Raw genomic sequence first — 14,098 nt, forward strand, 5'->3', positions numbered from 1 at the left:
GAGGCCCTGCCTTTATGCGCCGGCCTGTCCACGATCACCCGAACGAGACCCCTGTTCGATCGACAAGCCCCACGAGCGGTACGACAACGGCTTCTCAGAGGCTCAATCCCTCGGCCGCCAAGGTGGGGGTTGCGGTCTGCTCCGGGGGCAGCCCGCCGCAGCCGCCGGCCGGGTGCCTGAAGCGGCCGACTGGGACGGAGAATGTCAGAGGGCCCGGTCCGCTTGTGCGGTTCGGGCCCTCTGGGCTGGCGGAGAATACGAGATTCGAACTCGTGAGGGGTTGCCCCAACGTTTCTGGTCAGCTGACTCCTGCCGCCTCCGCCATGAGGCGAGCTCGCTGCTTCGGTGGCGAGGAGCGTGACATCGTCCAACTCGTCACGGTTCAAGCGGAGTTGCATCAGGCCCAGCTCGATCCTGATCCGTTGCCTCGTCAGCGGTACCAGGCGGGTGTCCGTCGGGAGCACGAATTTCAGCAATGCCATGAAAGGTTCCTCCGGGCCGTGTGATCAGGGTCGGCATGAGGTCGGTGCGGCAAAAGCGGCCACGGCCAGTTGTGGACCGCCGAGGCGCGGAAGCCGGTAGCCGCGGCGGTGAGCCGCGACGCGGACCCGCCTGGCAGTCGGCCACATAGGCAGTGCAGTGCAGTCAGGGCGCAGCCCGACGACTTGTCACTGAATGCATGTGAATCGTCACGCTCAGGATGGAGGGTTGGCAGGGCATCAATGCAAGTCGTTCTTCGGAAACTGCAAATTCTCATTCCTGGGTGTGATCTGTCGCTCCACAGTGCGGTGGGGTAGTGGCGGCGCGATCGGCGAAGCGGGCAGACTGTCAGGCAGCAGTCCGGGAGGGGTAAATCCGCATGACACAGCCCACCGTGCGTCGACGGCAGCTCGGTACGCAGCTGCGCATGCTTCGGGAGGGGCGTGGACTCCTCCTTGAGGATGTGGAGAGGCTGACCGGCATCACCGCGGCCAAGTTGTCCCGGCTTGAAAGCGCCCGCTCGGCGGCCAAACCCAAGGACGTCACGGCACTCGCCGAGGTGTACGAGTGCGAGAGCGACCTTCAGGAGTCGCTGATCGCCCTCGCCCGCGACGGCAGCAAGCGTGGCTGGTGGCAGAACTACCAGGACGTGCTGTCGCCGCACTATGCGGACCAGATCAGCCTGGAAGCCGACGCCTCCGCGTTCCGCACCTACCAGGTCCAGCTCGTACCGGGACTGCTGCAGACCGCGGACTACGCGCGGGCGATCATCTCGCGACTCGGTATCGGCATCTCAACGAGCGACGTGGAGGCGCGTGTTCAGGTGCGGATGAGCCGCCAAGCCGTGCTGACCCGCCCGAAGCCCCTGGAGGTCTGGGCCGTGATCCACGAGGCGGCGCTGACGAGCAGCGTCGGCGGCTCCCAGACGATGCGTGGGCAGCTGGACAGGCTGCTCGACCTCTCGGCCTTGCCCAACATCAACATCCAGGTCATGCCGGCCGGTGCCTCCGCGCATCAGGGCATGAACGGTCCGTTCGCCATCCTGGGCTTCGCCGAGCACAGTGATCTCGACGTCGTGTTCATCGAGGGGATGCTGACCAGCCTGTGGGTCGAAGACCGTACCGAGGTCGGTTACTACGAGACGGCGTTTCGAGGGATCACGGCCGAGGCGTGGCCGCTCGAAAGCTCGCTCGACTTCATCGTCAAGCAGAGGGACAAGATCACGTGAGCACCTACGTAACCGACTCCACCCTCCTCGCCGTGTCCTGGCGGAAGTCCAGCTACAGCGGGGCCAATGGGGACTGCGTCGAACTCGCCTTCGCCGATGACGCCGTCTACTTCCGCGACTCGAAGAACCCCGTAGGGCCGGCCCTTCGGCTGACGCGGCAGGGCTATGACTCATTTATCGCGACGGTCAAGGCCAGCGCGTTTGACTTCGAACTTCTCTGACAAGACGGCTGCTGAGGGAGTGCTGCCAGCACGCTCAGCTCACGCTCGCCAAGGTCCGGCAGACCCGTACCGGTGAGTATTTGAAGCGCACCCCGGCAGTCCAGCGCGGCGACCGTACCGTCCGGAAGACATGCCAGTGAACGCGGCTGCTGCGGCACTGACGGCCACGGCTGGTCGGTCGGCCGCCCGTTGCTCAACTCGATCAACCGAACCGCGCCCTCGACGTCGGCCGTCAGAACCCAGCCCGCGTACGGTCCCTGGCCGAGCACTGCTGTGGCCAGATCGGGAGCGCCGACGGGCTGCCAGTACGTCCAATCGGCCTGCCAGCCCGGCGCACCGACCTCCGCCAGCATCTCGGCGGCGGCCGTGTCCCGCCCCAACAAGTGAGCCCGCAGGACACCCCGCCCCCCGGCGACGGGCTCGTCGATCAACGCCGGCCCAGCAGCCCGCCAGCTAGCGGCCAAGCGAGCGTCCGGCACAGCGGCGAGCGCCGCAGTCCGCGCCGAGCCGCCGACGAGGCCTTCGCGCTGCTCGAACACGGCTGGGCAGCCTCCCATCCGGGCAACTGACCCGGTCTGCGAGGAACCCCGGTGTGCGCGGACATGGAAGGCGAGGGCTACTGGCCCTGAGCGACGCGGGCGGCACGCCCGGGCGAGCCGTTGCGGGAGACCGGGGAGGAGGACTGGGTGTTTCGGGCGGCGTGGGCGGGGCGGCTACGGCGGTCCCGACCCGTGGACGTGCCTCGGCGAGGGCGCTCGACCACCGGGTCGGCCACGACCACGGGCACACCGGTGGGCACGCGGGCGCCGGTGATCCGGGCGAGTTCCGCATCGCCGGAGTGGACGTGGGCGGACTCGGGGGTGACACCGGCGGCGGCCATCATGCGGGCCGTGCCCCTGCGCTGGTTGGGCAGTACGAGGGTGACGACGGTGCCGGACGCACCGGCTCGGGCGGTGCGTCCGCCTCGGTGCAGGTAGTCCTTGTGGTCGGTCGGCGGGTCGATGTTGACGACCAGGTCGAGGCCGTCGACATGGATACCGCGGGCGGCGACGTTGGTGGCGATCAGTGCGGTCACCGCCCCGGTGCGGAACTGCTCCAGCGTGCGGGTGCGCTGGGGCTGGGACTTGCCGCCGTGCAGTGCGGCCGCCTTCACCCCGCTCGCCAGCAGGTTCTCCACCAGGCGGTCGGCTCCGTCCTTGGTGTCGGTGAACATGATGAGGCCGCCGTCACGGGAGGCGATGTGGGCGATGGCGGCGTGCTTGTCCGAGTGCCGCACATGGAGCACGTGGTGCGTCATCGTACTGACCGCGGCGGTCGACGGGTCCACCGAGTGGATGACCGGGTCCTTGAGGAAACGGCGCACCAGGCGCTCGACGTTGCGGTCCAGGGTGGCGGAGAACAGCATGGTCTGACCGCCGCCGGGAACCTGGTCGAGCAACTCGGTGACCTGGGGCAGGAAGCCCATGTCGGCCATCTGGTCGGCTTCGTCGAGGACCGTGACACTCACACTGTCGAGCTGGCAGGAGCCGCGCTCGATCAGGTCCGCGAGTCGGCCGGGGGTGGCGACGACGACCTCGGCCCCGCGGCCCAGCGCCTGTGCCTGACGGCCGATCGGCATGCCGCCGACGAGGGTGGCCAGCCTGAGCCGGACCGAATCGGCGTAGGGGGTGAGCGCACCGGCGACCTGTTGGGCGAGTTCCCTGGTGGGCACCAGCACGAGGGCCAGCGGCCGCCGCGGCTCCGCCCGCCGCCCCGCGGTACGGGCCAGGACGGCCAGGCCGAACGCGATGGTCTTGCCGGAGCCCGTACGTCCACGGCCCAGGACGTCCCGGCCGGTCAGCGAGTTCGGCAGAGTGGCGGCCTGGATCGGGAAGGGTGAGGTCACACCACGGCGGGTCAGCGTCGTGAGGAGCGTGCCCGGCAGGTCCAGTTCGCCGAACGACTCGACAGCGGGCAACGCCGGCGTGCTGCCGACGAGAACACCCGGCATCTCCTGGGTGAAATCGGCCTTTCGTCCCCTCGAAGCGGACACGGCTCGCGGGCGGGACGTCCGGCTTGGAGAACCAGTTGAGCGAATCATGCGGAACCTTCCTGATGAGGTGGCGCGTCGTATGGAAGGACCCGCAGTGCGGGGCCGCATGAAATTCGCAAGAACGAGCCAGAAATGTGAAGAACAGGCCGGTGGGGTGCCGCGTTCTTTTTCCCGGTGGGATGGCCGCCCGGGCAGGGCCCCGGGGCGTGAAGGGCTGGGCGGGACTCATGAAATGCGGGGGCCCGCACCGTGCGAATGCGCGGTGCGGGCCCGTGCTGCCTGGCAGGTGCCATGCGGCGAGAAGTGTTAGAGGGGGCGAATGTTCTCCGCCTGCGGGCCCTTCTGGCCCTGCGTGACGTCGAACTCGACCTTCTGGCCCTCAAGCAGCTCACGGAAGCCGTTGGCGTTGATGTTCGAGTAGTGGGCGAACACGTCAGGGCCGCCGCCGTCCTGCTCGATGAAGCCGAAGCCCTTTTCCGAGTTGAACCACTTGACAGTGCCATTAGCCATAAAAAAATCTCCTTGAAGGGGACCGTCTGAAACCCACGTCTCGCGGGCTTCGTGCCGCCGCGATGATGACCCATCCGGGGAAGAGCCGGGAAGCAGATATGCGCCTGCGTCGGAACCAGCAGGCGCACACAGAGTTCATGGGAACCAAAACTGCAACTAGGACCACTGTAGCAGGATCCGGCCCGGTCCGGGGGTGATGGCTGGATCTGAAAAAAAGGGAAAATTTCGAACCTCGAACAGCTCTACCACGTCGGACCAGGCGCATACTGGCACGGATGACGAATCCAGCGCCCCGGCGCCACCTACCCACGAGTCCCTTCCGCTCCGCGCCCCCACCGCCACCCAAGCACTTCGAGGTCGGAGACCGGGTGACCCACGACCAGTACGGCCTGGGCCGGGTCGTCAGCCTCGAGGGCAACGGCCTGGTCGCGGTGCTTGTCGACTTCGGCACGCGGCAAGTGCGGATCTCCCCACCCTTCGCCAAACTCTTCCTGCTGTGACGTGAGGGCGCTGAGGCGGTCTTCACCGCCCGAAGCGCCGTCCGGACCGGCGGACAGGACGCCCCCGGCTGTGTGCTCCGGGGCTCATCGGCGTGGACGAAGCCCGCGAGTGCCCAACCGCGGTGCCCTCCCCGGAGGTGCCATGGCGATGTCCCCGGCGACCTTCGCGGTGCCGCCGACGGCTGCTCGGTGTCGTCCCGCGCCTCACGACGCGCTGCCCGCGAACACGCCGCGGTCGAGGGCCGGATGTGAGGGGGCAAGGCGATGGGACTGCGCGACCTTCCCAGCAAGTCGTGGGAGGTCAACCGCGCCTGGATGCTCGCCGCGAACCTCGGCCACGACCTGGACTGTTGGGGCCGACTGATGGGCCTCCACGACCACGACGACGTCGCGCACGCCGAGCCCGACGCCATGCGCTCGTTCGACTGGGGCTGGTACCTCTTCGAGTCCGGCGCGATCCGCCCCGACCCGAAGCCCTCGGGCGCTGCCGCCTCGGCAGACGCCACCGCGGCTATTGCCCGGTTCGAGAGCACGCCATGACCACCGCCCCTGCCGTCGCCAAACGCTCTCTCGCCGAGCTCCTCGAACAAACCTCGCCCGCGGCCCGGGCCCGCCAGGCCGAAGCCATCACCCGTCCACCCCCCCGGTCCACCCCCTCCTCGCCCCGCTGCTCCCACACGCGGCCTGGCCCGCGGCACCGTCACCGAGACCACCGACCTGTCACTGCTCCTGGCCCTCGCGGCAGGGCCTGCGGATGCGACGCCCGCGACCTGGTCCGCAGCCATAGGCATGCCCGACCTCGGGCTGGCCGCCGCGATCGGCCACGGCATCCCGATGCACCACCTCCTCCTGGTCGACGAACCCGGCGAGCATCTCCCCGAGGTCGTCGCAGCTCTCGCCCAGTGCGTTCCGTTCTCCGGTCCGACCTCCCGCCTGGCTGAAACCGCGCGCCACAGCCCGCCTGGCCGCACACCTATGCCGTACCGGATCCGTCCTTCTCTCCCACGGCCCCTGGCCCGGCGGCGCCCAGCTACGCCTGGACGTCACCGCAGCCGCCCGGTTCGGGCTCGGGGACGGCCAGCTGCTGCATCGCCGGGTGACGGTGCGGTCGAGCGGCCGGGGTCTCGCATCCCGCCCACGGACGGCCGACCTGCTGCTACCGATCGAGAACGGCCGGGTCGGCCGCGGCCGCGAAGCCCTTCACAGCCCGGTTCGGGGCCGGCCCGGCCTGCGGGGCTTGGGCGCGGGCTCCGGCAGGCGGGCCAGCCTCCCGCTGATCATCGACGCCGCGCGGCTCACGGCGTCGGACAGCGGGGGGATCAGCTTCGCGTCCAGGGCGGTCACCGCGACGGCGGCCACCACCCGGCCGGACGCCGAGTGCACCGGAGCCGCCACGCACGACAGCGAATCCACGCACTGCTCGTAGTCGAACGCGAGCCCCCGCTCCCGGACCCCGGCGACCTCGCGCGCCCAGGCGGCCTCCGTCCACCCCGCGGGCCGCTCCGGCACCGGGGCGGCCGCCGCCAGGACCAGTTCGGCCGCACTGCCGGGCGGCAGGACGACCCCGGAGCGCAGCGGGAAGACCTCGTCCACCTCGCCCCGCATGCCCCCGACGACGATGATGTGTTTTGCTTCGGGCACCGACAGGCTCAGGCTCGCCCCGCCGCTGACCGCCGCGAGTTCCCGTAACGGCTGGGCCGATGCGGCGCGCAGCGCGCGCGCCGGATGCCAGGCCTGTCCGAGCCGGAACGTTCGCGGGCCCAGCCGGTAGCGGCCTTCATGACTCTGCACCGCGCCCAGTGAGACCAGCTGCCCGAGCAGCCGGTGGGCGGTGGCCTTCGGCAGCGCGGCGTCACTCGCCAGCCGGGTCAGCCCTACCTCGTCGTCGTGCGCGAGTACCTCCATGAGTGCGAACGCGCCTTCCAGCACGCCGCGTCCCTCAGCGCCGGATCTCGCCATGAGGGTCCCCCTCTCGTGCCGGGCCGTCGATCGGACGGCCCCACAATTCCCCGTTCGGACCAGGACAGTTGGGGTTTCGGAATGGTTCCCCTCAGTCACCGGTCCGTTGAATCGCGCCACTGTGTTTCCTCGTCACGGGACGGAACGCCCCGCGGCCGGCGGCTTCGGGCAGGCGCCCCTGACCGTCACCACCGTCGGCGCGCACGACGGCGTACGCGTGATCGCCCCGGCCAGCGACCTCGACTTCGACACCGCCACGCTGCGCACCCCACTGTTCGACGCCGTCACCGCGAGGAACACCCCCGTCGCGCGGCAGTACTTCGGGCGGCGCGGGCGTGGGTAGGCCGGCGGTTTTGTCGAGAAGACCTCAGCGGCTCAGGCGAGCGTCACCCCCAGTACCAGTACCAGTACCAGTACTGGTCGGGCGCCTGGTTGCAGTACCACTGAATGACGCGGGCGCCGTCCGCAAGGCTGCCGCCCTGCGCGCTGATGCACAGCTTCGAGGCCGTGTTCATGATGCGCCTGTGTCCGAGACCGTCATCGTCAACGGTGACCCAGACCTGGTTGGCGCCGCCGTGGCAGTCCCACTGCCCGAGCCGGGCTCCGGCAGCGGTGGTCCAGCCGGGTGCTTCCAGGCACTTGTTGTTCGCGTTGACGATCTCGTAGCCGGCGCCGACGTCCTTGGTGTACCAGTACTGGTCGTTGTTCTCGTTGCAGCCCCACTGGATGGCGAGTGTGCCGTTGTTGCTGCCGCCGCCGTAGGTGCCCAGGCACTTGGCGGACTCATGTGATCACCAGGAACTTTGAAACGTCCCTGGGGTCAATCACGGTCTCGTGAAGCGTTCCGAGGTTCTGTGCGGCAGGATCCTGCCGCACCCTCAAGGGATATGGAGAGCAAGCCGACTACTTCGTGAAACGCCAAGTGACGTTGGTACTCTCCTGGCCGAGAGGGCGAGTGCCCTGAATGCGGAGCGCGTCAGATCGAGGCCACACCTTCCCGCAGTTGGGGACTCGTCAAGGACCGTCACGGTTATGGACTTTCCTTGGTACGTGACCACGACCTTCGCTCCGCAGTTACGAGGCGGGTTTCCACCTTCAAACATGGTGGGGTCGAGCGCAACAACGAAATCGTCATCTCTGATGAGCTTGCCGCACGCCACCCTCGACACCATCGGGGGAGAACCACGTCGCTGTTCCGTTGTGTCCCTTCAGCGGCTTGCCGGGCTTCGGAGGTGGTGTCGTTGTCCTGCCCGGCCCCGGAAGGTGCTGCCGTTGTCCTGCCCGGACCCGGAGCGAAAGCGGAACGGGGCAACTCAGCCAGGGCGGGGACGGGCTCCCCCCTGCTGCCCAGAGGTGATCGACGCCGAGCCAGCGGTACCGGCGTCCTCCGAGGCGGAGGCGGCGGCGACGTTGACCACCGCAGCGGAACCAGCGACCGGCAGTGCGGTTATCGCAGTTTTGGCGATTCTTGCTCTCATCGTTCTCTCTCTGAATGTCGCATTCCGGACGGCGTGGATTCGGGGACTCATGGCGGGATATTCCGCGCGACGCTGCCTCGCGACCACGCCACCGTGATGCCCGTGTATATGGGCCGACGATCGCAGCGGACCCATGATGACGAATCCCGCTAACGCTCCACTGACCTCTCGGCTCCAGAAGGCTATCCACGGCCGTATGTTTGCCGCACCTTCACGAGTGCACGATTGAGAGCCGCCGCACCTTCACCAACGCACAGCCTTCACCGCCGACTTGGTGGCCCTGCACGGCCTTCAACGCCGGTTGACCTGGTTCTCCCCAGTCACCGGTCCGTTGAATGGACCCGATCGTTGCCCGCTCGCGGTGATCGCGCCACTGTGTTTCCTCGTCAAGGGACGGAACGCCGGAGCTCCTGCGGAGGTCAGGCGGCCGTCCACCCACAGCAAACAGGGAGGCACAAATGAGTTCCATCAAGACGAGCGCCAAGCAGTTCAAGTACGTCATGGGCGCGCTGACGGCGGTCTTCTTCGGCGCTTGTTCGGCCAGCTGACGTAAACCCCGGGGGTGGGGGCGGCGAGCCGCCTCCACCCCTTCGTCCTGTTCGAGGTGCGAGGGAGGCATCAGTGCTGGAGACCGCTGTCCGGCAGGTACGGGTGGCCACGGCCATGGTGTTCGGCCGACGGCTGAACGTACGGGCCGTGGAACGGCTGGTCGCCGACGCGCTCGTCACGCTGGAGGAGTTCGGCTCGCTCGGCGATGACGTCGACGAACTGGCCGACGGACCGTTCACCGATCCGGCCGAGCGCCGCGACCTGCAGAACCGGGCGCTCCAGCGCACCGTGCGCAGGCTCGCCACACGCTCGCCCTTCTACCGGGAACGGCTCGCCGGCGTGGACCCGGCCGGGATCACGACCGAGACGCTCACCCGCATCCCGGTGACCCGCAAGGCCGACCTGATTGCCCGCCCCGCCGACTTCCTCTGCAGCGACCCGTACCTGGTGACGCAGACCACCGGCACCACCGGCGCGCCGGTCCAGATCTGGCTCTCCCGCTACGAGATGGAGCTGTGGCCCGCCCTGATCGCGCTGTCCCTGGTGCTCCGCGGTGACCTCGGCCCCGGCGACCGGATGCAGATCAACCTCAGCTCGCGGGCGACCGCCGCCGTACAGGAGGACGTTGAGGTGTGCCGCCTCGCCAACGCCGCCTGTCACGTCGTGGGACAGGTCCCGCCCGAGGAGTCCGTCGAGCACCTGCTCGGCCGCTCCGGCCCCCGGCCGACGGTGCTCACCGGAAACCCCAGCTACCTCGCCCGCATGGTGAGCGTCGCCCGCGAACGCGGATACGGGCCGCAGGACTTTGGGCTGCGCGCGGTCTACGCGGGAGGGGAGATGCTGTCGCGCAACCTGGCGGCCGCCTTCCGCGAGACCTTCGGCGCACGCACCGTCGGCGACTCCTTCGGAATGACCGAGCTGCTGCCCGTCAGCGGCCGTACCTGTACCCACCATCACCTGCACATCGACCCCAACATGGGGTACACGGAGGTCCTCGACCTGGAGACGGGCGAGCCCGCCGGGCCCGGCCGCCTCGGCGAGCTGACGGTCACCCCGTACTTCCCCTACCGGGAATGCATGCCCGTCCTGCGGTACAACACCGGTGACGTGGTCCGCACCCTGGACGGCGAGCCCGACTGTGAACTCGCCTCGGTCCCCGCGGTCTCCCACATCCTCGGCAAGGCCGGACAGCTTTACCGCACCGCCGACGCCATCGTCACCCCGCGCGACATCGTGGAGGCGCTGGACGGCACCCCCGGCCTGCCGTGGCCGCTGCGCCACCGGGCCGAGGTCACCGCCCGGGGCCGGCTGCAGGTGGAGGTCGCCTCCAAGGAACTCGGCGCGGCCGACGTGACCGAACGGCTGCGGGCCGAGGGCATCGACGCCGACGTCACCGTCCTGCCGCTGGACGACGCGGAAGCGGCGCTGCGCTTCCCGCTCCGCTGCGACCTGCTGGAGCACACCTTCACCCGGAGCCACGCATGACGGTCTTCTTCCAGCTCGCGGTCAGCTGCACCCTGGCGCTCGCGGTGTGCGTCGGCGCCGTCGGCTACTTCCGCACCGTCCGCACCCCCCGGCCGCCGATCGGCGTCTTCAACGGCGCCGACATCTTCCTGATGATGGGCTTCGTCCTGGCGCTGCCGTACCTCTACCTGGCGCTGCCCGCTGCGGTCCTGCCGGTGGTGCTCGCGATGGCCTTCGCGGGCGGGCTGTCCGTCGGCTACCAGCCCGTCATCGGTGACGGACGGCTGCGCTGGGCGCTGATCGCCGCGCTGATCGCGGCCGTGTTCGGCGCCCACCTCGCCTTCGGCGACACCGCCGCGCCGTACTGGATCGCCAACAGCTGCGTCGTCGGCCTGGTCGTCGTCTCCGCCACCAACATCAACGTCCAGGGCGGGATGCGGCTGAAGAACGTCGCGTGGTTCCTGCTCGCGCTCACCGCCTACGACGCGTTCTTCGCCTGGGTCGTCCCTCTGACCGAGGAACTGTCCGACGCGATCCAGGGCTACCCCTTCGCCCCCGCGGCCGGGCTGCGCATCGGGGAGCACCTCGGCGCCGTGCTCGGCATGGGCGACCTGCTGGCCTACGCCCTCTTCACCACCGCCGCCTACAAGGCCTACGGGAAGGCGGGGCTGCGCACCGGGATCGTGCTGGTCGTGCTCTTCGGCGCCGTGGCCCCGGTGGTCACCCTGCACATCGTCGGCGCGGTCACCGGGCACCCCGCGGCGCTGATCCCGGCCCAGGTGTTCTTCGGCCCGGCGGCCTTCGCCGGCCACCTGCTCCTGCGCCGCCGGGGCCCCGAGCGGCGGATGGCCGAACTCGTGTTCCGCCGCGACCGGATCGGAACCCCGGGGCGGCGGCCGGCCCGCAGGTCACGGGACCTGGTGGCCCTCGGTGAGCGCGGCCCGGTGAGGCGGAGCGAGGGCTTCACCCCCTAGGGACGGGTAGCCGTGATCACGTAGTAGTCGAGGAGGCCCTGTTCCCAGGCGTACCGGAAGTTCCTCGGCCAGGTGCCCGGCTTCCACCGACCGGACAGCCAGTGGTCCCAGCCGGGCCAGACCGAGGGGCCGATGGACTCGCAGCGGACCCCGGTCAGCCCCGACCGGGCCAAGGCGTCGGCCAGTTCGGAGGGCGGGCGGGCGATGTCGAGCCCGTCCGCGAAGGTGTCGAGCAGCTCCGCCAGCCGCGGGGCAGCTCCGGGGTCGGGGGCGAAGAAGCTGGTCACGGCGGCCCGGCCGCCGGGCCGCAGGACCCGGGCGGTCTCCGCGGCGCGCGCCTATGAGCAGGGTGCCGCAGGGTCCGAAAGCGGCTTCAGGGGCTGTGGGCCAGGTCCGTGACGTCGGGACGGCCCTGGAGCCACAGGCGTCGGCCTACCCGGAAAACCCGTTCACGGCTCTGTGTCCGAACGATAAGATCTTCACCGAACGCACACTTGTGCGACGAAGTTCTGTAGAGAAGCAGGTCCATGCCCCACCCGCTCGTCATCGTCACCCTCCTCGTCCTCCTCGTCAGGCTGGGCCTTTGGCTCAACAAGCACCGCAAGGCCAACGCGGGCCACGATGCGGCCGCAGCGGGCCTGGTGCCGCGCGCCGAACTGGTCGAAGTGGGCAGCGAACCCGCCGACCCGGCGGCGCGGGCCGCGCTGGATGCGGCCAAGGCGGGGGACTGGCGACCTGCCGCCGCCTACCTCTCGGACGGCGACGGCGACTGGAGCACCCGCTATGCCCGGATGAACCCGTTCGGCGACCTCGCGGCCACCGACGACATCTGGCTCTGGCAGTGGCGCAAGGAGCAGCCGGACAGCCCCGAGGCCGCCCAGGTGCATACCGACGCCCTGGTCAAGCGGGCGTGGGAGATTCGCACCGGGAAGTACGCCTCCGAGGTGACCCGCGAGCAGGCCATGGGCTTTCACCAGGTGCTGCAGGAGGCAGCGGAGGTGTCGTACGAGGCGATCCGACTCGCCCCGGCCGGGGACCCGAACGCCTGGGTGGTGCAGCAGCCGATCGCGATGGGTCAGGGCTGGTCGCACGAGCGCTACCGCGCGCTGTGGGCGGAGATCGTGGCCCGCGAGCCCCACCACTTCGGCGCGCACACCGCCGCGCTGCAGTATTGGTGCGAGAAGTGGCTCGGCAGCAACGAGTTGATGCACGAGTTCGCGGACAAGGCGATCGCCGGAGCGCCGGCGGGCAGCCTGCTGACGGTGCTGAAGCTGCGGGCGTACTGGGAGCAGGTCCTGCGCGACAAGTCCGCGGCCGCGCTCCGTTCCGCCGAGTACACGGCCGCCCTGGACGAGGCCCTGGCCGACCTGGCGGCCGCCGACCCTGCCCACCCCGGCATCGTCCCGGCGCGCGGCTGGATCGCCCACGGCCTGATCGAGAACGGCCGCCCGGCGCAGGCCTTGGACCTTTTCCGCGGGATGGGCCGGGAGATCGCCGGCCCGTGGATCTATTACGGAAACCCGGCCGCCGTCTTCGACGCCGCCCGCACCAAGGCTGCCCGCGCGGCGGCCTGACACGGCCGCGCCGGCTGCTCGCGGGGCGGTCGACGCCCGCCGGACGGCCCTCGACGAGTAGGCCCGGTCCGCCAGGACCACGACGGGCCGGGTGCGCGGTCGTCCGACCGCTGCAGTCTCCCACTCGACGGCCCTCGGCCCTCGGCCCTCCGCCCTCCGGGCGGAGGGCCGTCGCCCGTAGTACTTCAAAACGGCTGCACCGGTTGTGGCCTGGGGTTTGTCGGGTGGTCAGCCTGCTCGGCGGTATTCGTTGATGAGCCCGGCGACGGCTTGTCGGCGCGCGATTCGGGCTGCGGGTAGGGGGATGACGTTCGGGTCGTCGAGGGGGCGAGCTGGTTGCGGCCTTGGTGGGGCCGATGGCCGTTGAAGTGGCGGGCGTAGTCGTGGAGGATCTTCTCGGCGTGGCCTCGATCGAAGATCAGCAGGCGGTCGGTGCACTCTTCTCGTACGGAGCGGATGAATCGCTCGGCGTGGGGTTGCAGTTGGGGCTGCGTGGCGGGATCTCGGCGACGGTGATGCCCTCGCTGGCGAAGACGGCGTCGAAGGCGTCGGTGAACCTCGCGTCCCGATCCCGGATCAGGTGGGTGAAGTCGGCAGCGCGGTCGCCGAGTTGCCACAGCAGTTGCCGGGCCTGCTGCGTCGCCCAGGCAGCGATGGGGTGGGCGGTGATGCCGAGGATATGGACGGGGCGGGTGCGGATCTCCATGACGAACAGGGCGTACAGCCGTGCAGGCCGATGGTGTCGAGGTGGAAGAAGTCGGTGACGAGCAGTTCGCTGGCCTGGGTCTTGAGGAAGGCGGCCCATTCCCGATCTACCGTGTGTCGACGTGGCGCGGGGTCGGGTCCGGCGGCGCGCAGGGTGCGGCGGATGGTTGCGGCGCTGACGTTGTGCCCGAGTCGGAGTAGCTCGCCGTGCACCCGGCGGGAACCCCATCGGGGGGTTCTCGGCGCCGAGCCGGATGATCAGGTCGCGGAGCTGATCGGATATGGGCGGACGGCCCGGGGAAGGCGGCTGGGTCCACTTCTGTCTGATCAAACGCTGGTGCCAGGCGAGAAGCGTGCGTGGAGAGACGCTCCGGTGGCCGCGGAGTCTGCGGGGGAGGAGCCGGGCGAGTGTGGCCAGCAGCGC

At 69.7% G+C, this 14,098-nt stretch carries 14 protein-coding genes and 1 pseudogene; 8 read left to right on the forward strand and 7 right to left on the reverse strand.

Going from position 1 to position 14,098, the window contains the following annotated elements; translation table 11 throughout:
• Positions 1–859: 859 nt before the first annotated feature.
• The gene (locus tag ACZ5ON_RS26115) at positions 860–1,708 is read left to right on the forward strand and encodes a helix-turn-helix domain-containing protein (RefSeq protein ID WP_465597418.1); all 849 of its coding nucleotides are present in this window, start codon (positions 860–862) and stop codon (positions 1,706–1,708) included.
• Entirely contained in the window at positions 1,705–1,929 is a 225-nt protein-coding gene (locus tag ACZ5ON_RS26120; protein ID WP_465597421.1) for a DUF397 domain-containing protein, read from the forward strand. The genes ACZ5ON_RS26115 and ACZ5ON_RS26120 overlap by 4 nt, the downstream gene beginning before the upstream one ends.
• A gap of 616 nt (positions 1,930–2,545) precedes the next feature.
• Here ACZ5ON_RS26120 and ACZ5ON_RS26125 read toward each other — a convergent pair.
• On the reverse strand, positions 2,546–4,069 hold the full coding sequence (locus tag ACZ5ON_RS26125; RefSeq protein ID WP_465597424.1) for a DEAD/DEAH box helicase: 1,524 nt from the start codon (positions 4,067–4,069) through the stop codon (positions 2,546–2,548).
• Between the two features lie 198 nt (positions 4,070–4,267).
• A complete protein-coding gene (locus ACZ5ON_RS26130) occupies positions 4,268–4,471 on the reverse strand; it encodes a cold-shock protein (protein ID WP_030303996.1) in 204 nt (67 codons plus the stop codon).
• A gap of 275 nt (positions 4,472–4,746) precedes the next feature.
• On the opposite strand from ACZ5ON_RS26130, the gene ACZ5ON_RS26135 reads away from it, so the two are divergent.
• Entirely contained in the window at positions 4,747–4,971 is a 225-nt protein-coding gene (locus ACZ5ON_RS26135) for a hypothetical protein (protein ID WP_465597427.1), read from the forward strand.
• 264 nt (positions 4,972–5,235) lie between these two features.
• On the forward strand, positions 5,236–5,511 hold the full coding sequence (locus ACZ5ON_RS26140; RefSeq protein ID WP_465597430.1) for a hypothetical protein: 276 nt from the start codon (positions 5,236–5,238) through the stop codon (positions 5,509–5,511).
• Between the two features lie 660 nt (positions 5,512–6,171).
• Here ACZ5ON_RS26140 and ACZ5ON_RS26145 read toward each other — a convergent pair.
• Positions 6,172–6,930 (reverse strand): helix-turn-helix domain-containing protein, encoded by a 759-nt coding sequence (locus ACZ5ON_RS26145; RefSeq protein ID WP_465597433.1) that lies wholly within the window; start codon positions 6,928–6,930, stop codon positions 6,172–6,174.
• A gap of 121 nt (positions 6,931–7,051) precedes the next feature.
• Between ACZ5ON_RS26145 and ACZ5ON_RS26150 the strand changes: the two genes are divergently transcribed.
• Positions 7,052–7,273: a hypothetical protein gene (locus ACZ5ON_RS26150; RefSeq protein WP_465597436.1), complete on the forward strand. Its 222-nt coding sequence runs from the start codon at positions 7,052–7,054 to the stop codon at positions 7,271–7,273.
• Between the two features lie 43 nt (positions 7,274–7,316).
• On the opposite strand, the pseudogene ACZ5ON_RS26155 reads toward ACZ5ON_RS26150, so the two are convergent.
• Positions 7,317–7,703 (reverse strand): annotated as a pseudogene (locus ACZ5ON_RS26155) (RICIN domain-containing protein); the annotation flags it as partial.
• Positions 7,704–9,029: 1,326 nt separating this feature from the next.
• On the opposite strand from ACZ5ON_RS26155, the gene ACZ5ON_RS26160 reads away from it, so the two are divergent.
• Together ACZ5ON_RS26160 and ACZ5ON_RS26165 are read left to right on the forward strand one after the other, a co-directional pair.
• Positions 9,030–10,442 carry a phenylacetate--CoA ligase family protein gene (locus ACZ5ON_RS26160; RefSeq protein WP_465597439.1) on the forward strand — a complete coding sequence of 471 codons (1,413 nt, stop codon included), beginning with the start codon at positions 9,030–9,032 and terminating at the stop codon, positions 10,440–10,442.
• Entirely contained in the window at positions 10,439–11,395 is a 957-nt protein-coding gene (locus ACZ5ON_RS26165) for a hypothetical protein (protein ID WP_465597442.1), read from the forward strand. The genes ACZ5ON_RS26160 and ACZ5ON_RS26165 overlap by 4 nt, the downstream gene beginning before the upstream one ends.
• Here ACZ5ON_RS26165 and ACZ5ON_RS26170 read toward each other — a convergent pair.
• A complete protein-coding gene (locus tag ACZ5ON_RS26170; protein ID WP_465597445.1) occupies positions 11,392–11,682 on the reverse strand; it encodes a hypothetical protein in 291 nt (96 codons plus the stop codon). The genes ACZ5ON_RS26165 and ACZ5ON_RS26170 overlap by 4 nt on opposite strands.
• Before the next feature lie 240 nt (positions 11,683–11,922).
• On the opposite strand from ACZ5ON_RS26170, the gene ACZ5ON_RS26175 reads away from it, so the two are divergent.
• Positions 11,923–12,969: a hypothetical protein gene (locus tag ACZ5ON_RS26175; protein WP_465597448.1), complete on the forward strand. Its 1,047-nt coding sequence runs from the start codon at positions 11,923–11,925 to the stop codon at positions 12,967–12,969.
• Positions 12,970–13,154: 185 nt separating this feature from the next.
• Here the strand turns inward: ACZ5ON_RS26175 and ACZ5ON_RS26180 are convergent, their stop codons facing one another.
• Both ACZ5ON_RS26180 and ACZ5ON_RS26185 read right to left on the reverse strand, forming a co-directional pair.
• On the reverse strand, positions 13,155–13,451 hold the full coding sequence (locus ACZ5ON_RS26180) for an integrase core domain-containing protein (RefSeq protein ID WP_465597679.1): 297 nt from the start codon (positions 13,449–13,451) through the stop codon (positions 13,155–13,157).
• Positions 13,388–13,675 (reverse strand): hypothetical protein, encoded by a 288-nt coding sequence (locus ACZ5ON_RS26185; RefSeq protein WP_465597687.1) that lies wholly within the window; start codon positions 13,673–13,675, stop codon positions 13,388–13,390. Before ACZ5ON_RS26185 ends, ACZ5ON_RS26180 begins: the two co-directional genes overlap by 64 nt.
• Between the last annotated feature and the right edge of the window lie 423 nt (positions 13,676–14,098).

This window comes from Kitasatospora sp. NPDC032150 (assembly GCF_055579945.1).